The sequence below is a fragment of the Limobrevibacterium gyesilva genome, assembly GCF_025989185.1.
Classification (GTDB): Bacteria; Pseudomonadota; Alphaproteobacteria; order Acetobacterales; family Acetobacteraceae; genus Limobrevibacterium; species Limobrevibacterium gyesilva.
Map to the genome: position 1 here is coordinate 1 of NZ_JAPDNT010000044.1, position 24,904 is coordinate 24,904.

At 70.8% G+C, this 24,904-nt stretch carries 31 protein-coding genes; 6 read left to right on the forward strand and 25 right to left on the reverse strand.

Annotation, left to right across the window (positions count from 1 at the left end; genetic code table 11):
• From OL599_RS24110 to terL, 22 genes are all read right to left on the reverse strand, one after another.
• A partial coding sequence (locus tag OL599_RS24110; RefSeq protein WP_264716601.1) for a glycine-rich domain-containing protein occupies positions 1–1,093 on the reverse strand: 1,093 nt, incomplete at its 3' end.
• Between the two features lie 44 nt (positions 1,094–1,137).
• Positions 1,138–1,809 carry a hypothetical protein gene (locus tag OL599_RS24115; RefSeq protein WP_264716603.1) on the reverse strand — a complete coding sequence of 224 codons (672 nt, stop codon included), beginning with the start codon at positions 1,807–1,809 and terminating at the stop codon, positions 1,138–1,140.
• A gap of 1 nt (position 1,810) precedes the next feature.
• Positions 1,811–2,935 carry a baseplate J/gp47 family protein gene (locus tag OL599_RS24120; protein WP_264716604.1) on the reverse strand — a complete coding sequence of 375 codons (1,125 nt, stop codon included), beginning with the start codon at positions 2,933–2,935 and terminating at the stop codon, positions 1,811–1,813.
• 5 nt (positions 2,936–2,940) lie between these two features.
• Positions 2,941–3,312: a hypothetical protein gene (locus OL599_RS24125; protein WP_264716605.1), complete on the reverse strand. Its 372-nt coding sequence runs from the start codon at positions 3,310–3,312 to the stop codon at positions 2,941–2,943.
• A gap of 1 nt (position 3,313) precedes the next feature.
• Positions 3,314–3,862, reverse strand: a complete 549-nt coding sequence (locus OL599_RS24130; protein ID WP_264716606.1) for a phage baseplate assembly protein V — start codon at positions 3,860–3,862, stop codon at positions 3,314–3,316.
• On the reverse strand, positions 3,847–4,926 hold the full coding sequence (locus tag OL599_RS24135) for a phage late control D family protein (RefSeq protein ID WP_264716607.1): 1,080 nt from the start codon (positions 4,924–4,926) through the stop codon (positions 3,847–3,849). Before OL599_RS24135 ends, OL599_RS24130 begins: the two co-directional genes overlap by 16 nt.
• Before the next feature lie 5 nt (positions 4,927–4,931).
• Positions 4,932–5,117: a hypothetical protein gene (locus OL599_RS24140; protein ID WP_264716608.1), complete on the reverse strand. Its 186-nt coding sequence runs from the start codon at positions 5,115–5,117 to the stop codon at positions 4,932–4,934.
• Between the two features lie 212 nt (positions 5,118–5,329).
• On the reverse strand, positions 5,330–6,028 hold the full coding sequence (locus OL599_RS24145) for a hypothetical protein (RefSeq protein WP_264716609.1): 699 nt from the start codon (positions 6,026–6,028) through the stop codon (positions 5,330–5,332).
• Positions 6,029–6,031: 3 nt separating this feature from the next.
• Positions 6,032–6,916, reverse strand: a complete 885-nt coding sequence (locus tag OL599_RS24150) for a hypothetical protein (protein ID WP_264716610.1) — start codon at positions 6,914–6,916, stop codon at positions 6,032–6,034.
• A complete protein-coding gene (locus OL599_RS24155; RefSeq protein ID WP_264716611.1) occupies positions 6,916–7,239 on the reverse strand; it encodes a phage virion morphogenesis protein in 324 nt (107 codons plus the stop codon). The genes OL599_RS24150 and OL599_RS24155 overlap by 1 nt, the downstream gene beginning before the upstream one ends.
• Positions 7,236–7,358, reverse strand: a complete 123-nt coding sequence (locus OL599_RS24160) for a hypothetical protein (RefSeq protein WP_264716612.1) — start codon at positions 7,356–7,358, stop codon at positions 7,236–7,238. Before OL599_RS24160 ends, OL599_RS24155 begins: the two co-directional genes overlap by 4 nt.
• Before the next feature lie 47 nt (positions 7,359–7,405).
• Entirely contained in the window at positions 7,406–7,750 is a 345-nt protein-coding gene (locus tag OL599_RS24165) for a hypothetical protein (protein ID WP_264716613.1), read from the reverse strand.
• On the reverse strand, positions 7,750–8,178 hold the full coding sequence (locus OL599_RS24170; RefSeq protein WP_264716614.1) for a hypothetical protein: 429 nt from the start codon (positions 8,176–8,178) through the stop codon (positions 7,750–7,752). The genes OL599_RS24165 and OL599_RS24170 overlap by 1 nt, the downstream gene beginning before the upstream one ends.
• 12 nt (positions 8,179–8,190) lie before the next feature.
• Positions 8,191–9,762, reverse strand: coding sequence for a phage tail sheath protein (locus OL599_RS24175; RefSeq protein WP_264716615.1), 1,572 nt, complete (start codon positions 9,760–9,762; stop codon positions 8,191–8,193).
• 3 nt (positions 9,763–9,765) lie between these two features.
• Positions 9,766–9,906, reverse strand: coding sequence for a hypothetical protein (locus OL599_RS24180; protein WP_264716616.1), 141 nt, complete (start codon positions 9,904–9,906; stop codon positions 9,766–9,768).
• A 14-nt stretch (positions 9,907–9,920) separates the two neighbouring features.
• Complete coding sequence (locus tag OL599_RS24185; RefSeq protein ID WP_264716617.1) at positions 9,921–10,751, reverse strand: hypothetical protein; 831 nt, start codon at positions 10,749–10,751, stop codon at positions 9,921–9,923.
• Position 10,752: 1 nt separating this feature from the next.
• The gene (locus OL599_RS24190) at positions 10,753–11,424 is read right to left on the reverse strand and encodes a hypothetical protein (protein WP_264716618.1); all 672 of its coding nucleotides are present in this window, start codon (positions 11,422–11,424) and stop codon (positions 10,753–10,755) included.
• Positions 11,421–11,798 (reverse strand): hypothetical protein, encoded by a 378-nt coding sequence (locus OL599_RS24195; protein WP_264716619.1) that lies wholly within the window; start codon positions 11,796–11,798, stop codon positions 11,421–11,423. The genes OL599_RS24190 and OL599_RS24195 overlap by 4 nt, the downstream gene beginning before the upstream one ends.
• Before the next feature lie 28 nt (positions 11,799–11,826).
• Positions 11,827–13,149 carry a DUF4043 domain-containing protein gene (locus OL599_RS24200; RefSeq protein WP_264716633.1) on the reverse strand — a complete coding sequence of 441 codons (1,323 nt, stop codon included), beginning with the start codon at positions 13,147–13,149 and terminating at the stop codon, positions 11,827–11,829.
• A 115-nt stretch (positions 13,150–13,264) separates the two neighbouring features.
• Entirely contained in the window at positions 13,265–13,651 is a 387-nt protein-coding gene (locus OL599_RS24205; RefSeq protein WP_264716620.1) for a hypothetical protein, read from the reverse strand.
• On the reverse strand, positions 13,648–15,039 hold the full coding sequence (locus tag OL599_RS24210; RefSeq protein ID WP_264716621.1) for a phage portal protein: 1,392 nt from the start codon (positions 15,037–15,039) through the stop codon (positions 13,648–13,650). The genes OL599_RS24205 and OL599_RS24210 overlap by 4 nt, the downstream gene beginning before the upstream one ends.
• Before the next feature lie 26 nt (positions 15,040–15,065).
• Positions 15,066–16,433, reverse strand: coding sequence for a phage terminase large subunit (terL, locus tag OL599_RS24215; protein WP_264716622.1), 1,368 nt, complete (start codon positions 16,431–16,433; stop codon positions 15,066–15,068).
• Between the two features lie 654 nt (positions 16,434–17,087).
• On the opposite strand from terL, the gene OL599_RS24220 reads away from it, so the two are divergent.
• On the forward strand, positions 17,088–17,681 hold the full coding sequence (locus OL599_RS24220; protein ID WP_264716623.1) for a septal ring lytic transglycosylase RlpA family protein: 594 nt from the start codon (positions 17,088–17,090) through the stop codon (positions 17,679–17,681).
• 85 nt (positions 17,682–17,766) lie between these two features.
• Entirely contained in the window at positions 17,767–18,060 is a 294-nt protein-coding gene (locus OL599_RS24225; protein ID WP_264716625.1) for a DUF1330 domain-containing protein, read from the forward strand.
• A 49-nt stretch (positions 18,061–18,109) separates the two neighbouring features.
• On the opposite strand, the gene OL599_RS24230 is transcribed toward OL599_RS24225, so the two are convergent.
• Positions 18,110–19,537 (reverse strand): class I SAM-dependent methyltransferase, encoded by a 1,428-nt coding sequence (locus OL599_RS24230; protein ID WP_264716626.1) that lies wholly within the window; start codon positions 19,535–19,537, stop codon positions 18,110–18,112.
• 174 nt (positions 19,538–19,711) lie between these two features.
• Here OL599_RS24230 and OL599_RS24235 point away from each other — a divergent pair, with 174 nt between their 5' ends.
• Positions 19,712–20,674 carry a class I SAM-dependent methyltransferase gene (locus tag OL599_RS24235; protein ID WP_264716627.1) on the forward strand — a complete coding sequence of 321 codons (963 nt, stop codon included), beginning with the start codon at positions 19,712–19,714 and terminating at the stop codon, positions 20,672–20,674.
• A gap of 7 nt (positions 20,675–20,681) precedes the next feature.
• Positions 20,682–21,836: a Hint domain-containing protein gene (locus tag OL599_RS24240; RefSeq protein WP_264716628.1), complete on the forward strand. Its 1,155-nt coding sequence runs from the start codon at positions 20,682–20,684 to the stop codon at positions 21,834–21,836.
• A 207-nt stretch (positions 21,837–22,043) separates the two neighbouring features.
• On the opposite strand, the gene OL599_RS24245 is transcribed toward OL599_RS24240, so the two are convergent.
• Both OL599_RS24245 and OL599_RS24250 read right to left on the reverse strand, forming a co-directional pair.
• Positions 22,044–23,444: a hypothetical protein gene (locus OL599_RS24245; protein WP_264716629.1), complete on the reverse strand. Its 1,401-nt coding sequence runs from the start codon at positions 23,442–23,444 to the stop codon at positions 22,044–22,046.
• Positions 23,445–23,859: 415 nt separating this feature from the next.
• Positions 23,860–24,276 (reverse strand): helix-turn-helix domain-containing protein, encoded by a 417-nt coding sequence (locus OL599_RS24250; protein ID WP_264716630.1) that lies wholly within the window; start codon positions 24,274–24,276, stop codon positions 23,860–23,862.
• A 107-nt stretch (positions 24,277–24,383) separates the two neighbouring features.
• On the opposite strand from OL599_RS24250, the gene OL599_RS24255 reads away from it, so the two are divergent.
• The gene (locus OL599_RS24255) at positions 24,384–24,689 is read left to right on the forward strand and encodes an AsnC family protein (protein ID WP_264716631.1); all 306 of its coding nucleotides are present in this window, start codon (positions 24,384–24,386) and stop codon (positions 24,687–24,689) included.
• Positions 24,689–24,904 (forward strand): hypothetical protein (locus OL599_RS24260; RefSeq protein WP_264716632.1); only part of this gene is annotated, 216 nt, incomplete at its 3' end. The genes OL599_RS24255 and OL599_RS24260, both read left to right, overlap by 1 nt.

Below are 24,904 nucleotides of genomic sequence, written 5' to 3' on the forward strand. Positions count from 1 at the left end.
CCACCAGCGTCCCGCTGAACGCCGTGGCACCGCCGCCGGGCGCGCCCGGCCCCGCCAGATGCCCGCCCGCGCCGCCGGTCCCCCCGGCGCCCACGGCCCCCTGCACGGCCCCAGCCGCGCCCACGCCGCGGCTGCCGCCCTGCGCCAGGATCAGCCCGGCCACCGAGGACACCCCGCCATCCGTCCCGCTGGTGCCCGCAGCACCGCCGGCCCCGCCGGCACCCACCGTCACCGCGGTGACGCTTCCGGGCGTCACCGCGAACACCCCTTCCCGGAACTCGCCGCCGCCGCCGCCCGAGCCGCCGGACGCCGCGCCCGAGGCGCCACCGCCGCCGCCGCCGCCGCCCCAGGCCCGCACGCGAAGGCGGCTGATCCCCACCGGCACGGTGAAGCTGCCGCTCGCGGCGAACGTCACCGCCGCCGGAATGCGCTGCACCGCCGGCAGCTTCTGCGGAATGAAAGGTGCCGACGGCAACTGCGCATTCACCAGATCGCCCGCGCCGATCTGCGCCTGCCCGTTGGTCACCGTCACCACGTACAGCCCGACATACCCGGCATCCACCGCCGGCGTCGCCTGCGTCCCGCTCGCCGCCGGCACGCCCGGCTTCAGCGAAATCGTCACCCACTGCGCCCGCACGGTGTTCTGGCTCGCCCCCGTGTTGTTCGGCCCGGCATAAGGCTGCGCCGGGTTGGCCGCGTTGTAGTACGGCAGCACCGTCGGCCCGGTATCCGTCTCGGCGAACGTCGCCTGGATCAGGTAGGCCTGCGACTGCCCCGGCGTCGCCGGCGCGGTGATCGCCAGCGGCGTCGTCACCAGGTTGATGCCCATCTTCACCAGCGGATCGCTGGTGTCCGCCGCCAGCGAGCCATACGCGCTGGCATCCACCGTCGACAGCGCCAGGATCGAGCCCGGCCCCACATTCACCGTCATGCTCGCCGGCTGCGTGGCCGACAGCGCCAGCCCGTCCACCACGGTCGAGCTGCCCAGCGTGGCCTGCGCCAGGAAGCCCAGCGCCACCATCACGTTGCGGTTGGTGTTCAGCAGATCCGTATCCAGCGGAATGCTGCCGGGATAGACGATATTCCGATCCATGAAGATCCGTCCTGGTTGTTTGCTATCCGGGGCGCCGCGCCCGGTCAGTTGGAAATCCGCGTCCAGGCGATCGCGCCCACCGGCATCACGCCGGCGATGGCGGCCGCGATGTCCGCGTCCGTCATCTGCACCTGCGCCATCGCCAGGCTGGCGTATTCGATCGCGCCGCCGCCGTAGCCGCCGGCAGAACAGCCCCAGCCGCTGACGAAGGCGATGCCCTCGCCCACCGGCCGATACGCCGTCACGAAGCACTGGAACGGCAGCACCAGGCTGCCCCAGCCGCCCGCCGCGCCATAGCCGGCCGCAACACCCCACCCGCCGGTATCCGCCGGCCGCGCCGGCTCGAACACCACCGGCGCGCGCCCGGTCAGTTCCGTCAGCACGCCGACCAGTCCGGCCCGCGTGCCGCGCTCGCGCAGGATCTCCGCCTGGATGCGCGCGCGGAACGCCGCATCGCCCTGCCCCGCCCGCCGCGCCAGGTGCCGCCCGAACAGGTCCAGCGCGATCATGTCCAGGAACGCGTCCGTCGCCGTCGCCAGCCGCGTCTGCAACTTCGCCGCATCCAGCAGCGAATACAGCCACGCCCGGCTCGCCGCGAACCCGCCCAGCACCGCGTCCAGCACCGGCGTCTCGTCGGCGAACCAGCGCGGCGGCAACACCGCCTTCAGCCGGCCCAGCATGTCCGCCACGCCGCCCGTCTGCGTCCCCTGCGCCATGTCAGTTCACCACCACGGACGCGGCCTTCACCACGCCCGACGCCCCCGGCGCCAGGTCGCCCGTCCCGCCGTCCAGCAGCACCGCCGCCACATTGGTCACCGCGGGCGACGCCTGATAGGCAACCTGCGCCAGCCGCGACCACGGCAGCACCGCCCCGATCGGCAGCGTGTTCACATAGGCCGTGACCGCATCGGCCACCTGCGCCGCCACCACCACATGCGCCGCCCCCGGCGCCATCGTCAGCGCCATCGCCACATCGGCCCACGCCACCACCGGCGGCTGCACCGCGAAGCTCGACCCCACCGGCCGCATCGTCTCCACCGCCGCCGCCACCCGCGCCAGCAGCGCCTCCGGCGGATGGCCGGAGCCGTCGTCCACCGTCACCAGGAAGCTGCCCATGCGCACCGAGCCGTCCGGCAGCGTGTTCTCCCGGATCACGTATTGCAGCCCCTGCTGCACGCTGGCGATCGCATACCCCACCGCCGCCGCCGTCGCCCGCGACCGGCTGGACAGGAAGCTCCCGAACCGCTCGCGGAACGCCGCATCGCCCTCCCCGTCCAGCCCGCCCAGGAACGCGGCGGCATTGCCCACCGTATCCACGCCCGGCAACGCCGCCACGATCAACGACACAGCGCCCGCCTGCACATTCCCGGCACTGCCCGGCGCCTGCGCCGTCACCGGCACGTCCAGCGACGCCACGCCCGCACCCAGCACATATCCGCCCTGGGCCTGGCTGAATCCCGGATGCATCGGATCGGCCACCACGCCGAAGCTCCGCGTGCCATCCGCCGTCCGCACCACCGTGCCCACCGGCACCAGCGCCGCCCCCACCGGCGCGAACCGCGCGAACGTCACGCTCCCCGAAGCCGCCACCGCCGGCAGCCGCGTCACCGTGAAATCCGCCATCCAGCTATCCAGATCCGCCCCCACGCTGGTCGCCGCCCGCGTCATCTGCAGCACCTGCAGGATCAGCCATTGCAGCCACAGCGCGATCGAGGCATTCGCCTCCAGCAGCGCCCGCAGCGTGGACCCCGCCGTCAGGTCCACCAGCTGCCGCGCCGCCCCCTGCACCGCGGCGGCCGCACCCTCCACCAGCGACGCGAAATTCCGAAGCTGAAGCTGCATGTCCGCTATCCGTTGCCAACCGAGAATGACAAAACCTGCGTCGCCCCGCTCGCCGCGTCGGCGTAACGGATGTGCACATAGACCGTGCCAGCGGTGTCCCGCTCCACGTCGATCACCGGCTCGGGCGCCCGCGCCACCGCCGCCTCCTTGAAGATCTGGCTGCGCACCACGGCGCGGATCTGCGCGGCACTGGCCGGGCTGCCCACGAACCGCGCCAGCCCCGCGCCATAGGCCGGCGCCCAGATGTAATCACCTGGATTGGTCAGCAGCCGCCGCAGCACCCGCTGCTGCCCCAGCACCGGGCCGTCGGCGGCCGCAAGATCGCCGGTGGCGCCGACCACCAGGTCGGCCCCGAACTGATGCCACGCATCGGCCATGCTATGCGCCCTCGTCCGCATCCCGCGGCACCGGCAACGACGTGCTGCCACCCTGCGGATCGGGATGCGTATGGATGTTGTAACGATCGCGCAGCCGCGCCAGCGCGCCATGCCGGTCCTCGATGTCGCCCTGCACGAACACGTTGCCGTCCACATGCAGGTTGCCCTGCACCCGCACGGTCCCGTCGTTCTGCAGCTTCACGAAGCTGCCGCTCGCATGCACCAGCCACAGCTCGCCCACCGGCGCCGCCGGCGCCCGCGCCGCATCGCTGAAGCTGCCGCCGACGATCACGCCGTTATCGGCATCGCCCTCCTGCGCCACCACCAGCACCTGGTCGCCCGGACGCGGCGGGCACACCATGCCCCACCCCGCGCCAATCCACGGCGACAGGATCGGCAGCCACCCGGTCAGCACGCCCTCGGGCTGCAACGTCACCCGCGCCGCGTATCGCGCCGGATCGACACTCGCCACCAGCGCGAAACGCGGCTGCGCCTGCGCCCGATCCAGCGCCTGCGCATGCGCCTTCAACGCATTCAGGAAGCGGTCCATACACTGATCACCTTGTCCCCCGGCGCCGTCGCCTGGCTGCCCGTGCTCGCGTTCTTCGCCCGCAGCGACTGCGTGAACCCATGCGCCACCGACACCTGCCGCTCCACGCGATCGATCCAGTAGTCCTGATCGAACGCCGTGCCGGTGCCCTCAAGCCGCAGCATCATCCGCGGCATCAGCGCCAGGTCCCCCGGCATCTCCGCGCTGACCACGCGCTCATGCTGCGTCAGCTCCGCCAGCCGCGCCTGCGCGTATTTCAGCGCCTCGTCCGGCGTCAGGTTCGGCACCACATACACATAGTTCTGCACCCGCCCGCTCTCGCGCGACGCGGTGCGCCGGCGCGCCGTCTGCACGAACGCGTTCTGCTGGCGGCTGTTCCAGCTCTTCACCGTCACCTGGATGTCGCGCGCCAGCGTCAACGACCGCTCCAGCCGCAACCCGGTCACATCAGCCGCCCGCAACACCGCCGCCGCCACCGCCGCCGGCGGCGGCCGGAAATGCAGCGTGGTCCCGCTCACCCACACATCGAACCCCTCGAACTGCGCCAGCGTCACCAGCAGGTCCCACTCCGTCGTGGCCCGCCCGAACTGGTTCAGCACGATCCGGTCATGCTCAAGCTGCCAATACCGCCCCGCCGGCGTCGTCGTCCGCTGCACGTCCGGCGTCAGCCCATGCCGCGCGGCCAGCTGCTCGGCAATCTCGCTCGCGGTGTTGTTGGCAAACGTCTCCTGCGTGCGCGCCTCGATCAGCGCCGCCGACAGATCCCGCCCGTCCAGATGCACCGTGCCGCCGGCGACATCGATCTCGACCGTATCGACCGCGCCCTGGATCAGGCTCGTGAACGCGAACCCGCCATCCAGCGAGACCTGCACATCAACCTGCAGCTCCGCCCGCCCCGCCAGCGCGGCAAACCCCGCCGGGTCCGCCGCCGTCAGCCGGAACCGATCCGCCGCATAATGGTTGTTGTTGATTACCTCGGCATCGATCACGCCGCCCACCAGCGCGCCATCCGCCAACACCCGCAACCGCGGCCGCCGCACCCCGAAATCGAGCACCCCGCTCATGCCGCTCACTGCACCGCCACGCCGCCACCCGCCCCCGGATCACGCTCCGGCAGCTTCAGCGTCACCACGCCGGTCAGCATCGGATCGAGCAGACCGTTCAGCCGCGCGATGCGAATCCACTGCGTCGCGTCGCCCAACTGCTCGGCCGCGATGCGAAACAGGTTCCCGCCTGCGACAGTGATGCTACGCATTTCCTGAAGGTCCTACCTGGAAGAAGAAGACGCAGGGCTCTGCCCTGCACCCGGCAAAGGCCGGAGGCCTTTGCAAACCGCTACTCTCTTGGCTGCATCAGCAGCCTTCAATTGCTATCGGATATCAACTGAAGGCTGCTGCCGCAGCCAAGAGAAGGATTGGATTGTCAAGGCTTCGCCTTGACTGGGTTCCAAGGGCAAAGCCCTTGGCCTTACGTACTCGCATTGCGCAAATTCGCCTGCGCCCGCCGCACATATCCGCGCGCCTGCGCCAGCCCTGCGAGTTCCCCCGCCGCCCCGCTCGCCTGCGCCAGTCCCGAAGGCCCATCCAGCGACGCCGCCGCCATCTGCCCATCCGCCGCCGTCATCGACCCGTCGATCTGCGTCGACGCGCCGTCCACCGAGCGCACGGCGGAGTCATACGCCGCCGTCCCCCGCGTCGCCGCCCCGGGCACCGCCAGCGCCGCCATGTCCACGACGCCACCGAGCCCATCCGCCGCCGCCAGGTCGCCGAGCACGCCGGCTGCCAGCGACACCCCCGCCTCCACCAGCGCCTCTGCCTCGTCGCGCAACACGGTGCAGGCGATGCGATAGGGAATCCAGTTGGCGCGCGCGTAATCCGCCCGGAACTCGGCCACGACAACCGAATAGAAGAAGCTGTCCCATGTCAGCGGCCACACCGCCCCGTCGGCCCGCATCAGGTCCACCAGCCGCGCCCGCAGCCCGCCATCCGATCCGGTGAACACGCCGGTCCACGTGATCTGCGCATCGTCGCGCCCCATTGCGTCGATCACCCGCGCGCCCCCGGGCAGCCGATGCACGGTCAGCCGCTGCGCCCCGCCCCAGGAGATCCGTTCCGGCAACTCGAATGTCTGGAACAGCACCGGGCCGAGCAGCAATGCGTTCGCCATCGCTCAGCTCCCTTGCAACGAGCCCGGCCAGGCCGGCGCCATGCGCGGATCGAAGAACGTCCCGCCGCCCTGCGGCCGCGCCACCTCGCGCGCCATCGTATTGGCCATCCAGCGCCCGACGCGCATGCCGTCCAGGAACACGTCCCCATGCGTGGGCCCGGAGGCCGCGGGCACCGGCGCCCCCTGCGGCGCGGCGGACGGCAATGGCGGCGCCAAAGCAGACACCGGCGCCATCGGTGCCACCGGAACCTCGGGCACGGCCGCCGGCGCCACGGCGCGCACATGCTCCACCTCGCGCAACAGCACCTGCTGATGCCGCTCGACGATCCGCGTCTCCCGCGGCGCCGCCGGCTCAGCCGCCGCCGCCACGGGACCAGGCGCAAACCCCGCGGCCTCAGGCGCCACCGGCGGCGGCATCGGCGAGAGCAGACGCACCACCGGCGCCACCCCCGCCGGCGGCGGCACCACCTCGGCCGACGCCGCAGGTGCGGCCACCGGAGCCACCCGCGCCTCCGGCACCGGTGCCGCAGCACCCGGCACCTCCACACGCTTTTCCTGCACAGTCGGCGCAGCGGCACCCGGCGCGTCCACGCGCACCACCGGCGCCGCGGCCACCGGCGCCACTTCCACGCGCGGCCGCGGCACCGGCGGCCGCTCCACCACGGGCGCCGCCTCGGGCATCTGCACCAACCGCTCACCCTGCCGCGCCACACGCTGCATATCCGCCGCCGCCGCGTGCCCCGCACCCCCGGCCAGCTCCGCCAACCCCGCCTGCGTCACCGCCAGGGCGCGGTCCAGTGCCGCCAGATCGCCGCTGATCGCCGCGATCCCCGCGGACACCTCGTCCTCCAGCGCCAGCCGGATGCCGACCGTATAGGCCTCTTCCATCACACCCCTCCCAGCACGCCAGCGACCGCCTCACCCACGGCGCGCGCCAGCTCCGCGCCCCGCTGCGCCGCCACCGGCCCCAGGAACGGCACCGGCGCGGCGCCGGCAGTGCCGAACTCCCGGCGCGCCGCCGCCGCCAGCGCCGAGCCGACCACCGCCCCGTCCGCCGTCGCCACAACGCCGACGCTCTCCCGCAACGCCCCCACCGGCAGCCCCGTCCGCACCGCTTCGGCCATCGCCGCCGCCTGCGCCCGCACCGCCTCCAACGCGAGCGCCCGCACATCCACCCGCGCCAGCAGCACGGCCAGCTCGCCCACCCTCATGGCGGCTCCTTCCAGCACAGCCGGGAAAAATCGAACACGCGCCCGTCCAGCGTCCCCAGCGCCACCACCCAGGCCAGCCGCTCCTCGGCCGACAGGCTGAACGCCACGTCGAATGGCACCCCGTTCCGGCACAGATACAGGCAGTCGACCAGCTCGGGGTGCCCACTCAGTTTTTTGCGGCGGCCACGTCCACCGGCGCCTGGTCCTCGCCCAGCGCCGCCGCCACTGCCGCGATGCCCGCGTCGCCTAGCCGCTGCACCAGCGCCTCCATTTGGCCCTCGTTGCCAGGCGCGGGCACCGGCACGTCGTCGATCGCGGCCACCGAGCACGCCAGCACCGCCATCCCCAGCCAGGGCCGGTTCTGCGCCAGCACCGGCCCCGCCGCCTTGAACAGCCGCAGCTTGTCCAGCGCCGTCAAACGCCGCAGCTGCAGCCTGCGTCCTTGCGCATCCACCACCTCCGGTGCCGCCTGCGCCGCGGCCACCAGCCGCGCGGAAGGACTGTGCTGCATCAGATGCGCCGGCGCGTGCTGGCGAAGAACTCCAGCCGCTGCTTCACGCTCTGGTCGCCCCGCCACACGCCGGCCTGGCTCAGCTTGAACACCGCGCCGTCATACTGATACGTGCTGGTCGAGCCATCCGCCTCCGCCACGTACTGATACAGCGTGCCGGCCGGCACCGCGCCCCCCGCATGGAACGCCGCCTCCACCCGCGCCACGAAATCATCCACCGCCGAGCTGCCGCGCTCCAGCTCGAAGAACCCGTCCCACCCCTTCGGCAATTCCGCGGCCAGCTGCGTGCCGTCGATGCGGTCCACCCGCACCGGCGCCGTCACCTGCCGGCTCTCGAACCCCGTCACGTGGGTCAGGTCCACCCGGCCGAACGGCCCCATCACCACCAGCTGGCAATCGCGGCCGACGGAAAAATTGTTGCTGGGCACTGGATGTTCTCCTTACGCCGCCAGCGACCCGGGCATGCCCGGCAGCGTCTGCCGCTGCACCTGCACGGTCTGGCCGCCTTCCATGTTGACGATGAACTTCTCGTTGATGGCCTGGTACTGCACCTGCGCGTCGGACTGCACGTAACCCAGCCCCGTGCGCGACGGCGGATTGTTGGTCGCGTCGCAGATCACGCTGAACGGCAGCGCCCCGTCGGTGCTGCCCAGCAGCCCCTGCGCCAGCATGTTCTGCAGGAAGCTCAACTGCGTCGCGCGGATGCGCCGGAACAGCCCGGCATTGATCACCTGCCCCACATACTGCCCCATCCCCGCCGCCAGCGTCGCCGCGATGTAGTTGGTCAGCCGCGTGTAGTTGTCGCCGCTGGTGGCGGCGTTCGAGCTGGCATTGTGCCCCCCGCGCACCCCCCAGAAGCTGCCCGCCGGCTGCGGATTGGCGATCACGTCGATGCCCGCCTGCAGCAGCACGCCCAGCTCGGCCGCCGAATAGGTGGTGATCTGCCCGGTCCCGGGATTGCCGGATTTCTGGCTGCCGATCACGCCATACAGCGGCTTGTTCAGGCTCGACTGCTCCGGCGACAGATTCGCCAGCCGCCCGGCCACGAACCCTTGCGGGCTCACCAGCCGCAGCTGCTGGTTCACCTGGTCGTTCCACCAGATCCAGTCGCCGAACATCAGCTTGGCGGAATACGCATCCAGCCCCACCGACTGCTTCACCGACACCGCATTGCCGATGGTGTCGCCCACCGGCCCGACCAGGATCATGTAGATCCCCTCGGACAGCCCGAACGCGGCCTGCGGCGTGTACTGCGTGGCGTCATCGGCATCCGCCAGCACGGCGATGCTGCAGCGCTGGCCACGCAGCGCATACATGCCCTGCCGCGGCGCCGTGTCCACGCCCACCAGGCTCGCCGCCGTCACCCCGCTCGCGCCATCGCTGCCCGGCGCCCCCGTCTCGAAGCCCCACGCGAACCCCACCGGCGCCACCGCCGTGGTGCCGGCACTCGCCACCACGATCTGGCTCGGCCCGCGCTGCGGCCCCAGCCCGTTGTTCACCGCCGCCGCCAGCGCCTGCCAGAACGCCGCCCCGGTGCCGCCGATATTGTCGAACACCTCCGGCTGGAACCCCGGCAGCGTCACCGCGAGCCGCCAGGTCCCGGCCTTCGAGCCGGTGCCCATGGCAACCGTGATCCGGTTGCCCAGACTTCCCGTGTACAGCGCGGTGAACAGGAAGCTCGTGTTCGGCAACTGGAACGCGGCCGCGGTGTCGGTGCCGTCGGTCGCGCGCACGCAGCGGAAATCCGCCGCCCCCTGCTGCACCGCGGTCGCCACCTGCGTGCCCATGTCGTACTTGCGCGCCAGCAGCGGCCCGAAATTGCGCGCATAGTCGGCCATGCTGGCAACGATCACCGGCTGCCCCACCGGCCCCCAGGCCGCGCTGCCCACCACGCCCACCACGTTGGTGGGCACGCCGTTCAGCACCAGGTTCTGCGGCGGCACGATCTGCACATACAGATCGGGCACGACCAGCGCCGTGGTATTGATGCTGCCCTGCTGGACGATCGGCATGGTTCAGCCCTCCCGTACGGCCACGCGCACGACGTCGCGCGCATTCTCGCTGCCGAGAATCGCCGCAACCGCCGCGGCATCGGTGACGATGTCGCCCTTCGCGTACGCCCCGAACGGGCGCACGACGACCAGATGAAAATTCATGGAATCCCTCTCCGTCATCCCAGCAGGCTTTGCACGACCCCGGCCCCGGCCGGCGCAACCGTCACGTCGCCGAAGATCATCGACGCCAACAGCGCGGAAACCGTGGTCGCGTAGTCCACGTCATAGACAAGGTCGCGCCGGTACAACGCCGCATCCTGGCCGTCGTCGCGCACCACCGAGGACACGAACCGCAGCCGCCCGCCGGTCCTGTCCGGCAACGCAATGAACGCCTGCGCCGACAACGCCGCATCGACCACCGACGCCACCGCATCGCGCGTCGCCGGATCGGGGCACCAGCAGGAAATGCGAAACCCCTGCACCTGCCTGCGTGTCTCGCGCAGCGCCGGCTGGTCCGCCACCACGCGCCCGACCACCAGCCCCGCCCCCGGCACCGTCACCGCCGCCCCCGCCAGCAAGGCGATGCGCCGCGTCCGCACCTGGCTCGCCAGCACCGCCGCCACCAGCTCCGGCGTGTCGCCGTCGCGCGTGCGATGCACCACCGCAAGATTATCCACCAGCAGCCCCGCGAGTTGCCCCGCATCCGCCCGCCCGCCCAGCGTCGCCGTCACCCCGCGCACGCCGATCGTCAGCACTGGCGCCACCGGCGCCGTCACCACGAAATCGTCCGGCCAGCGCGTGGTGTTGCGCTGACGCCCCGCCTCGGGAAACACGGTCACATGCACCCGCCCGGCCGCCAGGTCGTCCTCCAGCGCCGCCGCATTCGGCCAGCCGCGATAGATGCGGCACACCCGGCCCGGCAGGCTCGGCGCGCCCGTCCCTTGCGGATACAGCGCGCCTTCCACCAGGTCCGCCAGCATCGTCTCGACATCGGATTGATCGGCCATGTCAGGGCGCCGCCTGCTTCACCACGAGACGCCAGCCCGGCGCGGACAATTCCGCCGACGCCACCACCCCGGTCCGCCCGAGGTCGTCGGTCATCAGGTCGCCGCGGCGCAACGCCACCCCGGCCACCGCCGGCAGCAGCACCACCCAGCTTCCCGCGGGCGCCTCCCCCGGCAACCCGGCATCACGCATCCCGCCGCCGCCGCCGCCGCCGCCGCCGCCGCCCGCCAGCACGCTCGCCGGCCACCCCGCAAGCAGCGTCTCCGCCGCCGCCAGCACCACGCCGCCATAGCTGTTCAATCCCGGCTGCACCGCCCCCGCAGGCCGCAGCAGATCCACCACCCGCTCCGCCCGCACGCACAGCACCGGCAGCAGCGGCTCCTGCGACGCGATGAACCACACCGCCCCGTCGCCGCGGCGCAGATAATCGCCCGGCCGCGTATAGGCGGCATCGAAAATGCCCCACCACAACGCCTGCCCATACGCCGGCGGCCGCGCGTACCCCTCCCCCGGCGGCGCGAACGACGCCGGCAGCCGCAGGAACCGGTTCGCCGCCGTCACCGGGGCACGCGCGCCGTCCGGGCGGAACGCGTCGCATGGCTCGCCCAGCGCCATCGCCGCCCGCCCCAGGCCGCGCCGCACCATGTCCTGCACCCGCCCCGCCCCCATGCTCATACCACCAGCACCAGGCCGCCTTCGCCCAGCGCGGGCCCGGGCGGAATGCCCAGGAACCCGCACAGGCGCCGGCGCCAGTCATCGAACAGGCGCGTGCGCTCGCGCAATTCATTGGCGTTGCGCTTCCACACCGCCGCCTGCTCGGTATCCAGATTCCCCGCCGCGATCGGAATCGCCGCCTCAAGCTGCGCCAGCGTGATCAGGTACTGCCGCACCACCGCCTCCTCCGATCCGGTCAGGAAATTCAGCCGGTGCTCCAGCAGCCCGTACACTTGGTAGAACCGCCACCCCTGAAACCCCGAGGCGCCAGCCCCATGCGCGGGAAACCCGCAGTAACGCCGCACGTCCGTGCGCTCCCGCTCGCTGAACGGCATCGCCGCACTCCCCGCCCGCCACACAGCCTCAGCCGATATGCTCCACCATCACCGCGCGCTTGAACGTGGCATTGGTCGCGGTCGGCACCGTCGCCGGATTGGTGGTGATGTCGGACGGCGCGCAGAACCCGCCGATCCAGTACCAGGACTGCGCGATGATCTGCTGCAGCCGGTCGATCGGCTCGCGCGTCACCATCGCCACGCCATCGACCATGGAGATGATGCTGTCGCTCGGCGCCACGTCGGCCTCCGCCATGCCGGCGAAATCGCCCTCGATCAGCGCGCCCTTGCCGCAGATGATCGGCCGCCGCACCACCGTCCCGCCCAGCGCCGGATGCGCCTGCACATAGGCTTCCGTGGTCGGAATGAAGCGCAGCCCCAGGAAGTCGTTGATCATGCCCTTGCGGAACACCTGGTTGGCCGACGTCGCCCCCTGGAACAGCTGGCGGAAATCGTTGTCCGCGAACAGCTGCCGTGCCGACACCGGATCGAGATAGCAGTTGTACACACCGTCGATCTCCGGCACCGCGTTCTGCCGCAAGACCGCCACCGCATTCAGCAGCACCGCCATGGTCAGCTCGTCGCCGGTCTGCAGCTGCGCGGTGTTGCCGCGCCCGTTCGGCCGCATCACCGCACTCGCGGTCGCCGCCGTCACCGTGTTCCCCGCCGTCGCATCCGCCACGGAAACCGGGGAACCGAAGGTCAGCACACCGGAAACGCCGCCCGGCGCGGTCGAGACATTCACGTTGTCCACCGCGACCCCCACCAGCGTGTAGGGATTGCCGCCCACGGTCACGGTCAACGACGACGCACCGCCCACCGGCGTCGGCACGCCGTTCACGAACACGAATTGCAGCCCGCGCACATCGTCCACCGCCACCGCCGGCCCCGCGTCGTCCAGCGTGGCGCGCACCCGCGTGTTGCCGCCGAAATACGCCGCGAACAGCGCATTGCGCGCCAGCTCGTCCAGGCTGCGCGCGGCCTGCTCGCCGTTGATGGCAGCGTTGAGCAGGAACTGGCTGGCGATGCCCACACGGCTCGTCACCATGTTGAGGTCGGTGGTGGCGGCGTAGTGGTTCAGCGTGATCGTGTACTGCTCCACGCCGAAACTCTGCGCCACCAGCCCGTTGTCCAGATTGGTGTTGCTCGCCGGCACCAGCGGCGTGGTCACGCTGGGCTTCAGCCCCGCCCGCGTCTTGGTCAGCGTCTCGCCGATGCCCACGGCGAATTCCTCGCGGTCGGCAACTGCCCGATAGCCCAGCCGCGACTGCAGCGCGTGCTGGAACTCGCGCTCCAGATAGCCCTGCTGGATGACCGGCTGCAACGCCGCGGGAAAGTTCTGGATGCCCATGGTGATCCTCATGGTTGTGCCGCCCCGCACGCAACCTCGCGTGCAGGCCGTCCGGGTTCATGTTGTCGGACTCAAACGAAACCGGCTGCGCAGGCGCCCCGTGCAGCCCGCAGCCTCAGCGCCGGCGCAGCATCTCCGCCCGCGCCGCCTGCCACTCCTCGAAACTCATCTCCGTCGCCCGCTTCGGCCGCGGCGGCTGCGCCGGCGGCGCGCTCGCGGAACTGGAGCTGCTCGCCCCCCCGAACAGCCACGGCTTGGCCCGGCGCAATTCGCGCATCAGCCCGGCCGCGCCCTCCACCTCGCCCTGCGCGTTCAGCGTGACGCCGGCGGTGTCGACCAGCTTCAGCCCGTCCAGATCGACCATCCCCGCGCGCACCGCCTCCGCCTTCAGCTCGGCGCGCACCAGCCGCGCGTTCGTCGTCGCCTCGATCTCCGCCAGCCGCCGCTCCAGCGCCACGGCGCGTTCCTCCAGGGCAGCGGGATCAGTGGTGTCTTCGCTCATGCGGTCCTCTCGCTTGCGATGCGTTCGATCTCCGCCGCCACGTCGTCGATGTGATAGACGTCGGCGATGGACTTCACGGCGGTCAGGCGCGAGATCTGCCCGGCCTGCGCCAGCGTCTGCAGCGTGCGGGCGTCGCGCTCCCGGTCCTCGGCCGTCGGCGCATACCAGCGCGGCCAGTTCAGCGTCAGCCGCACGCCGGGATCGATCGGTGCAAGCGCCTCGCCATGCGTGCGCAGCCGGTACAGGTTGCTCGCCCGGATCACCATGCGCGCCAGCCGCAGCAGCGCGCCGCCATAGCTCACGCGCAGATTGTCGGCCAGCCAGACCAGCCCCTGGTTCATCATCTCCAGCGCCCGGCCGGACTGCGCGGCCGTCAGCCGCTCGGCACTGGCGCGGTTGCCATGCACGCCTTCCAGCGCGAACTCGCGCAACGTGCGCACATACTCGATCACCGCGGCCGACGCGGTGCCGCCGATCTCCAGCAGCTTGGCGTCGCCCTTCTCGCTCACCACCAGCGCGTTGCCGCCACCGCGGACAATCTCGTTGTCGCTGCCTGCGGGTTCGCGAATCAGCAAGGTCGGGTCGCTGCTGTATTTCAGCCCCCGCCCGGCCTGGCTCAACTGGTAGTCGATCTCGATCGTCGTCTCCACCGCCGCACGAAACGTGCAGGCGCCATCGACGTCATCCCCGCCCGGCAGGTTGCGCACCCACACGATCGGCACGAACCCCAGCCCGTGCCGCACGCTGCGCGCCGCATCCTCCACCGGCGCCTGCGGCACCGCTACCGGCCACGGCCGGAACCAGGTTTCCGCCTGCGCACCCCATTGCCGCATGAACCAGTATTCCGCCTGCGGCTCGACATCGTCGTAGCCCTGCGCTGCAAGAACCGCGCCCGTCACCTTGTAGCGCTCGGTCACCCGCAGCAGCGTATCCGGCTCCTGCGGGTCCCATTCCGGCGTCAGGTACAGCGACTGCAGCACGCCGAAGAAGACGCGCCCGCGCAGCACCCGCATCAGGATCGCCACCGACCCCACGGAGCCGCGCAACGCCGCCTCCAGCATCACCTCGTTCAGCGCGGCTTCCCGGCCGAGGTCAGCCAGCGCCGTGCGCACGCGCTTGTCCGCGCAATCCAGCGTCGGAAAATGCCCGTCGCTGAACACCAGCGCGAGCGAATCATCGACCACGATGCGCGCCAGCGGATAGCGCACGCTCGGGCGGCGCTGCCGCAGCGGGATATACTCGCCGCCCGCGCCACGCTCCTCATGAAACTGGTAAGGCAGCACATCATAAAGTCGTCCCTCCAGCACGCGCGTCAGGATGTCCAGCCGCCGCACGCGCTGCGGATAGGCCGGATCGACGGGAATCAGATCGCAGATCGTATCGAACATTGTCCGCCTTCACCGCGGCGCCGGCGTCACCGGGCCATCAAGGAAACATGCAGCCGCCGCGCCGGCGCCGGCGCTTGCGCCAGCATCGCGAAGGCCCGGCTCAACGCATCCACCTGGTCGTCCTTGCGCGCCTGCGGAAACTCCCGCAGCTCGTCCAGCAACGCCCGGTTCCACGTCGCGCGCAGCAGCGAAAGGTTGCCCGCCTCCACCTGTGCGGCCACCGGCCCCGCCCGCGTCAGTTTCGCCCCCGTCTCCGGCGACGCCACCACGCGATGCCCCGCCAGCAGAGTCGTCAGCCACGCCACCTGCTGCTTGCCGGCCTGCCCGGGGTCCTGCGGCAAGCCCACCGCCACCGACCGTCCGTCCTGGCGCGCGGTGCGCACGATCGCGTCGGCCACCTCGTGCGGCCCGCCGCGCAGCCGCACCACATCCAGCACGAAGATCCGCCCGGCCGCATCGCGGCCCAGCTTCAACCCCACCGTCCAGTCCGGGTCGCGCCCTTCACCGGCCGCTGTCGCCGCCAGGTCCCAGGCCCGCACGCTTCGCAACTCCGCAGGTGCAGCCTCGATCACATCGATGCGCGTCACCCGGAACAACGCCCCGCCATCCGGCCGCGGCGTCTGCTGATACAACGCCGCCCACACCCGGGGCCCCACCACCGCGCGCTTGCGCTCCAGCGCCGCGCGATCCTCCCATTGCGGCCACAGCGCCTCGCCCGGCCGCCGCCGCAACGGATCGTCCGCTTCCGCCAGCGCCGGCAGCCGCAGCACCGTCCAGTCGTCTCCGTTCTGCAACAGCCGCCCGCCCAGGTCGTCCTGATGCCAGCGCGTCATGATCAGCACCACGCGCCCGCGCGGCTTCAGCCGCGGCAGCAGCTCGCTGCGATACCAGTTCCACACCAGGTCGCGATGCGCCGCGCTGTCCGCCTCCGCATGGCTCTTGATCGGGTCGTCGATCAGCACCAGGTCGGCGCGCCGCCCGGTGATCCCGCCACCCAGCCCCGTGGCGAAATATTCACCCCCCGTATCGGTCGCGAAGCGATGCGCGGCATGGCTGTCGCGCTGCAGCTCGAAGCCCAGAAACGCCTTGTTCTCCAGCGCAAGATTGCGCAAGCCGCGGCCGAAATGCGCGGCCAGGTCGGCGGTGTGGCTCGCGGCGATCACCGAGCTGCGAGGATGCCGATGCAGCCACCAGGCCGGAAAGATCAACGACGCATAAGTGGATTTCGCACTCCCCGGCGGCATCAGCACCATCAGCCGGTCACAGCCGCCCTCAGCCACATGCTCCAGCCGCTGCAGCAGCAATTTGTGATGCGCCGCCGGCCGCTGCCCGGCCGGCCGCAACGCCCGGCGCGCCCACTCCGCCAGCGAATGCTGCCGCGCACGCTCGGCCATGGGATCGACGCGCCTGCAGAACAATTCCGTTTGCGACGGCCGAGGCCCCTGCAGGAAGCCGCCCATCGCCCGCTTGCCCACCGAACCCGCCACAAACGCGAAACGGCGTGCCGGGGGTTGCCCGCGCACGCCGTCGATCATGTCGAAAGTGATACAGGAAATTGGGGCACATGGGCAAGGAAAATCGTCGCCCCTGCGTATATTTTCCTAATTCGCACGGTCCCGTACCGGCGCTCCTGACAAAATGAACACAGGCCCGCCGCCCTTCGCAGCCGCAACCTGGTCGTTTCGCGCCAGGATGTGCATGGTGGATATACCGGAAAATCAAGTGTGTGCGCCGCAAGTCGAACGTCAGCTCTTTCGGCGCTCCACAGTTATGACACAATCTGGCCCAGCACTAACCCCCCGCCGCCAAGGATTAGGGGTTGATCTCGCCGGCATGTGTTGGCTGAATGCCCGCCGTTTGATCCCACCTATTCCCGCCCCCGGCGTCTCGGGCCCGGCGGTTTCTCGATGTGGCTTCGGATAGATAATGCTTCGGTCCGATGAGACCTCGGCTTGTCATTACGTTGCTGACCCAGACGGTCAGATAAGGCCGTTGAAATGAACCCTGGGCATAACACCGCCCCGGCGTTCCGACGGATGGAGTTAAGGATGATCTCACGCGCCAGAAGGGTATTCCCCGGCATGGTCGTGTCCATGATGCTCGTGGGCCCGGCCATGGCCGCCACCACCGGCACCCCCACCGCGGGGCCTGAGACACAGGCCACCCGCAGGGCTCTCCCGGCGACGGACAGTCGCAAGCCCGCCACCCCCCACCGCAACGCCGCCCGCCGCGGCCCCGCCACCACCATCGTCGCCCACACCGCCAGCGCCGACGCCACGCCCATCGACACCCCGGCCACCGACGGCTTCGCCGGCATCGGCCCCGTCTGGAACGACCAGACCGGCCAATCCACCTGGAGCCAGACCGGCATCGCCTCCTGGTATGGCGGCGCCCGCTGGCATGGCCGGCGCACCAGCAGCGGCGCCCGCTACGACCAGAACGCCCTGACCGCCGCCCACGCCACCCTGCCCATCGGCACCAAGGTGCGCGTCACCCTCGAAGGCAGCGGCCGCTCCGTCATCGTCACCATCAACGACCGCCCCGGCACCCGCCGCCGCATCATCGACCTCTCGCGCAGCGCCGCGGCCGAGCTCGGCATCCTCAGCCGCGGCGTCGCGGTGGTAACGCTCTCAGCGCTTTAGTCATTCACAAACCGCCGCCCCGCGCGCAGCATCACGCCGCCCCCGCAAACCCGGGGGCGGTCACGTCACGCACGAGGAAGCACGCATGCCCAAGGCCTACTGGATCAGCGCCTACCGCGCCGTCACCAACCCCGAGGCGCTGGCGGCCTACGCCAAGCTCGCCGGCCCCGCGCTGGAAGCCGCGGGCGGCCGTTTCCTGGCCCGCGGCGTCGCCGCCCAGGTCTACGAAGCCGGCCTCGCCCAGCGTACCGTCATCATCGAGTTCGACAGCCTCGCCCACGCCCGCGCCGCCTACAACAGCCCCGGCTACAAGGCAGCGCTGGACGCCCTCGGCAACGGCGCCGAACGCGACATCCGCCTGGTCGAAGGGGCCGGCTGAGCCCCACTCGCCGGGGCGGTCGCCGCCCCGGCATCGCCCGCCCCGCCGATCAGGGCAGCGCCGGCTCGGACTGTTCCTCCGCGGCCGGTGACGCCGGCAGCGGCCCGGGTGCTGCGGCCAGCACCGCCTCCAGCGCGACTCGTGCCCGCGCCACCTGCTCCGGCCGCGCCCCCCGCACGGCGTCGGCCGCGGACTCCACGACGCTCTCCAGCCAGATCGCCGCCGCGCGCCCGCGCCCCTCCGCTGCCAGGAAATGCGCGCGATACATGCGCGACTCCCACTTGAAGTCCAGCGACTGCATGGAATAGGGCGGATAGTCCACCGCGATCCGCTCGGCGAACGCCTCCACCAGGTCCAGCCAGACATAGCCGGCCTCGCTCACATGGCGGCTGAATGCATCCACCGCCAGCCAGAAGGCGGTCGGGCCGAGATGGAACGGAATCTCCGCCCATGTCCCGCCGCCCTTCACCATCGCCGTCAACTGCCCGGCGTCCAGATCCTGGGCGAAGCGCGCGCGGATGCGGCCCAGCAGCGCCTCGTCGCCCGTCGCCAGCGCCAATGGCAGCAGCCGCGCGGCGGCCCCGCCGGCAACCTGCACGTTCGGGTGCCCCACCAGCTTCGCCAGGAACCGGTCCCGCGCCGCATCGATCTCCGCCTGCGACGGGCTCGCGATCGGCCGCTGCGCCCCCACCGCCATCAGCAGCGCCCCCACCTGCCGCACCTCGCAATGCGCAAAGCCGAGCCCATGGAACAGGCGCCGCATCCCTTCGGCCGTCGGCAGATGCAGATGGTCGCCCGGCGCCAGATACGGCAGCATCGCGGTGAACGAGGCGTTCGTGTCGATCGCCGCGGCATCCGGCACGATCGCGGCGATCACCTCGATCCGCGTCCGCTGCATCAGCTCGCGGATCACCGCGCCGGGATCGCGCAGATGCTCGATCACCGAGTTCAGGTGCAGCAGGGTGGGCTTGCGTTCCAGCCGCGCCATCACGTCGGCGGGCAGGTGCTCGAAATAGGCGTTGTGGATCTCGATGCCCAGCAGCTCCCGGCCAAGCTCGCCGGTATAGGACGGCTCGATCACCAGCGTCTCGATATCGAACATGCTCTGGATCAGGTACGAGCCAAGCCCCAGCCCCGCCCCCACATCCACGAACAAATGGTCTTTCCACGCCGCCTGCGGCACCCCGGACATCGCCGCCAGCCCGCACCGCGCAATGAAGTCCGCGGAATAGCCGGATTCCAGATAGTACTTGTTCCCGACCCGGATGTTCTGCTTGTACGCCTCGGTGTAAGGCTTCGGAATCGCCACCACGATGTCCGGCGGGTCGTAGATCAGGCTCGCGCAAAGCGGGCAGCAGTACAGCGCGTAATCCCGCCCCATGTAGCTGAACGACGTGTGGTGCGCGAAATCCCCGCTGGTCCCGCAATAGGTGCAGCGCAGCGCCGCCGGCGCCCGTCTGGTGTCAAGCCACTGCATCGCGGATTCCGGACCCCTCGAACCATGCGTCTGCGGGCACGATGTCCGGCATGGCCGCGCATCCGTCAAGCACGCAGCGCGCGCTTTGCAGGCGGTGCCGCGTCTGCTAACTCCCTGGGCTCTGTATCATGCCCGGTTGCGCCCCGGCGCCGCGGACCAACAACAGGCGAACACATGCAGATCGACGGCTACGAGTTCATGGTCGACACGGTCGCGAAGTTCTTCAACACGGTGCGCGTGTCCGGCTGGTTCCACCATCCGAACGACCGCCTGCGCAGCGTCGCCGTCGCCAACGAGGAAACCGTCGGCTGCGTCACCGAAACCGGCATCGACCATGGCGGCGTCATCGCCGCCTACGGCCCCGGCAAGGGCTTCAGCATCCAGTACCTGCAGCCCCGCGAAGGGCTGAGCGACAACGCCGCCGTCACCTTCACCACCGAGTCCGGCTGGTCCGCCACCATCCCGCTGCTCCAGCTCTGCGCCGACCGCCTCAGCCATTATCCCGGCGGCGCCATGATGCGCCGCTTCATCGACACGGTGGACGCCATGCCCGGCGCCCGTGTGCTGGACATCGGCGGGCGCAACCGCTCGCGCATCGACCGCAGCCAGGAATTCAGGTCCGCCGAAACCACCGTGCTCGACATCCTCGACGGCGACAACGTCGACGTGGTCGGCGACGCCCACGAACTGGGCCGCCTGTTCCCGCCCGGTCATTTCGATGCCGTCTATTCCGTCAGCGTGTTCGAGCACCTGATGATGCCCTGGTCGGTCGCGGCGCAGATGAACCAGGTGCTCAAGCCCGGCGGCATCGCCCTCATCTTCACCCACCAGACCCTGGGCATGCACGACATCCCCTGGGATTTCTGGCGCTTCTCCGACACCGCCTGGGACGCGCTGTTCAACCCGCGCACCGGCTTCGAGATCGTCGAGCGCATGCTGGAAAGCGAGCAGTTCATCATCCCGTTCATCTACCGCCCCATCAAGGCATACGCCGAACGCGCCGCGGGCTACGAGGGCTCGGCGGTGCTGGTGCGCAAGACCGGCCCGTGCCAGCTCGCCTGGAACGTCAAGCCCGCCGACCTGACCGCCACGATGTATCCTGGCGGCACCGAGAACCCGTACGAGAAGAAAGGCTGAGCCGGACATGACGCAGCCAGCCTCCGGGCCGCGCCGCAAGCGCAACCCGCGCCGCGCCGCCGCGAACCCCGCAGCACCCGCGCCCGAGACGATAGAGGCGCCCCCCGCGCAGGACGCCGAATCGGCGCCGCCTCGCGCGCCCGCCCCCGCCAGACCCTTCCCGGTCGGCGGCAGCTTCATCGCCGGCACCCGCATCGCCGTCCGCCGCGGCGACACCGAGGCCGACTGTCCGGTCGAGGATCTGCGGCCCGGCGACACCGTCCTCGCCCACGCGGCCATCGGCCCGATCGAGCTGCCCGTGCACAGCGTCACCTGCCACCGCATCGACGTCGCCGGGCATCCCACCCCGCACCTGGCCACCCCCGTCCGCATCCGCGCCGGCGCCCTCGGCCCGGACATGCCGCGGCGCGACCTCGTGCTGCCGGCCGAGGCGCTGCTGCTGCTCCGCGACGTCAACGACGCCGACGCCGACGCCGAGTCGGCGGCGGCGCGGCTGGTTCCCGCCGGTGCCCTGGTGAACGGCGCCGGCATCACCCGCGAGCCCGCCACCGGCATGCACACCTGGCACATCGTCGCCACCGCGCCCCACGGCGCCATCCGTGCCGAAAACACGCCGGTCGGCGCATTGCGCGAGCCGGGCCCGCCGACCGGCCTGTGCGCGCCGATGCTGCTCCCCGGCCCCGGCATCATGGCGCTGCGCGCTGCGCTGCAGGCCCGTGCCGCCGCCGCCGAGCCGTCGCTGCCCACCCCGCCCGATGCCGCGCCGGTCGAGGACGATCCGCACCACCCCGTGCGCCTGTTCGCGAACGGCCTGGAAATCCCCGCCGAACCCGCAGCCGAGCCCGGCGCGTTCGATTTCCTGCTGCCCGCCGACACCGGCCCGGTGCGAATCGCATCGTCCTCCGGCGCCTCGCCCGCCGAACGCGACACCCGCCGCCTCGGCGTCTGCGTCATCGGCCTCGCGCTGGACGGCGAGGCCATCGACCTCGACGGCCCCATGCCCGGCCCCGGCTTTCATCCTTCCGAGCAGAACGCCCACCACCGCTGGCGCTGGACCAACGGCAGCGCCTGGCTGGTGCTCCCCCCCGGCGACGCGCAACGGCGCCTCACCGTGCGCATCACCGACTGGCATCTGATGCTTCTGCGCGATCGGTCCGCATAGGCGGCAGGCGAAGAACAGGCCACGCAAGGGCGCACCCGGAACCCACGGATCTGCGTGGGCTCCCTGCCGCCCATGTCCCCTTGCCACCAGCCCGGACAACAGAAAAGCGCGCCGCCCCGAAAGGGCAGCGCGCTGGTAAGTCCCCGTGGCCCGATAGCGGCCGGCGAAGTTGGCCTTCGCCGGCCGTATCGGCAATCCCGGCCTTGATCAGGCCAGGTAGGTGCCGAAGTTCGTGACGTGGGCGTTCTGGAACGTGATCGTCGTCCCGTCGGACAGCACCGCCGTCGAGTTGGCGCCGGAGGTGCTGATCGTCGCCGTCAGGCCGCCCAGCTCGACCTTGTCGTAGCTGACCGTGGTGCTGCCGCTCACCAGCGAGGGCAGGAAGTCGACGATGGTGAAGTTGCCGGCGCCGCCGACCGTCGCAGACAGGATATTATAGACGCTGCCGGCGAAGGTCCCGGAGCCGACGTCGTGGAAGCCGGCCAGCGTGTAGTTGCCCGAGCCCAGGAAGAAGCTGTTGTGGCCGCTCTGCGCGCCCAGCACCGTGCCCGTGCCGCCGCTGACGCCGTAGGTCGCGCCGCCGTTCACGGTGCTGTCGGTCGCGATGATGACGTTCTGCCCCGACCCGGTAACGGCCACGTCGTGGGCGCCCGACACGAACAGGATGTCGCCGTCGCCGCCGCCCACCAGGGTCGTCGCACCCGCCACCGTGCTGGACTTCAGCAGGTTGTGGCCGGCCGAGCCGCCTTCGTAGTAGCCGGAAGCGCCGCCAACGGTCGCCGAGCCGGTGAACGCCGCGCCGGTGATCGTCTGGTCGCCGAACACCTTGGTGCCGCCGAACAGCGTGGCGCTGCTGGTGCCGCCCGGGAACACCACGATGTCGCCGGCGCCCGGGTTGATGAAGGCGCCGCCGCCGCCGTTCGAGCCATTGGCCATGAAATACGTCGTCGAGCCCGCGGTGCCGGACACGGTCACGGGCACCGTGGACGAGCCGGTGACCATCACGCCGGCCGTGCCGGGCTGGACAACGACATGGCCCGTGCCGCTGCTGGTGGCGTTGCCGGTCTCGATGTCAACCAGCGCGTGGTTGAACACGTTGACCGTCGCAGCACCCGTCGAGACGTCGACGACCGAGGCGCTGCCGAACAGCGAGTCGCTGCCGTCAACGTTCACTGCCATCTTCGACGTCGAGAACGCGTTGGCGATGTAGTTGTTGCCGCCGCCCAGGAACACCTGACCATGGGTGCTCTGGTTCACGTACAGCAGCGAGCTGTCCGCGCCCGACACCACCACCTTCGTGAGCGGGCCGCCAATCGCCACCGCCAACCCGGTGCCGCCGTTAACGAACGACACGTATTCGTTGGGCAGGACGCCGAAATTGAGGCTCGCCGGCACCGTGTCGACCACGCCCCCCAGGAAATCGGGCGTCGGCACGTTGGGAATGGGGCCGGATCCGGCCGTCGGCACGTACTGCTCGAGGCTGCCGCCGATCACCAGCGAATTCACGGCATTCAGCGCCGCCTGTGCCGCCGCGGCGTTCGCGGCAGAGGTGAACGGAACCAGAATCTGGCTCGACACGTTCGCCTGAACCGTTACGTTTGTTGTCATCAGACTGCAGCCCCTCGGCGATTAACTCAGGTTAAGAGTTTCTAGTGCGGCGCCGTGTCTTATGGCAAGGGAGAATCCACAAAACCTGCTGACAAAAACGAGATAAGCGCCGAAATTAGCCTTTTGAAACATACGGTTGCATACGCCCTTTCGGTGCGATTTCGGAACGCCATCGTATGCGAGCTGGAACGTGCTGATTCACTTAAGTTTTTTGATCGGTTAACGGCGCCGCGCCGGCATACGAAACCCCGCATCGCGGCTGCGTTCGCCGATCGAGAACAGGATGTCGTTTTTTTCTGGAGTCGGGTCCCGAAAATGGACGCCCCTCCATTCCGCTAACGAACATGAAGTCCTGCTGCATTGCAGCATGCCGTTCCCGCCAAGAATTAATAGAATTTAAACAATTAAGATCTCGTTAACGCGCGCCGGAACCAGGGACGCCGCCGGCCTCCTGCTCCGCCTGCCGCGCCAGCCGCGCCGCCGTGCGCAGCAGAAACGACCTGTCCTCGTCGGAGCACGCCCGGTACAGCCGCAGCAGCGCCAGCTCGGTGCCATCCGCCGCCGCCGGCCCGCCGCCCGCCGGCAGCGCCCCGGTCAGCAGGTATTCCGCCGCCACCCCCAGCGCATGCGCCACCCGCGCCAGGTTGCCGCCAACCTGGCCGGACCGGTCCGTCTCCCACTGCGCCACCGCGCTGCGCGTCACCCCCACCGCCCGCGCCAACGCCTCCTGCGTCATCCCGCGCGCCTGCCGCGCCGCACGGATGCGCGCGCCCGCGCCCGCCCTGGGGTCGGACTGCGAATCGGCGGCGGGGGCATGCGGTTTCACGGCCATGCCGCCTGTCTACGTGAAGCTTCCTAACCGAGCAACGTTAGTTATGTTGACAGACGACAGTTATTGAAACTAACGTCCTGTCAGACCCGCTGACGGAGCCTCACGCCATGCCGCAGAAACGCCTCTGGACCCCGCCCCAGGACGCCCGGATCCGCCGCCTCCGCGGCGAGGGCGCCAGCTGGGACGCCATCGCCGCCGCCCTCGACGTCAGCCGCAACGCCGCCATCGAGCGTGGCCGCCGCCTCGGCGCCCGCCTGCCCCCGCCGGTCCAACGCCGCGCCGCCGCGGCGGAGCCGCAGGACCCCGCCCGCGAGCCGCTGCCGCCCGGCCATCCCGCGGCGTGGGACGCCATCACCGCCGGCACCGCCTTCGCCGGCACCCCCTATCCCCACGCCCTCGCCGGCGCCGCCTGATGCGCCACCCGCTCGATCCGCCGGCGGCCCACGCCGCCGCCGCCCTGTTCGGCCGCCTCGCCGCGCAGGGGCTGATCGACCCCGCCGAATCGGCCGCCGTCCTGGCTGCCGCCGCCGCGGCGGCGCCGGGCGTGGACACCTCCGGCCTGCGCATGCGCCTCGCCCACACCGAGGCCGAAAGCCGCGCCGCCACGCCCCCGCCCCCCCCCCCCCCG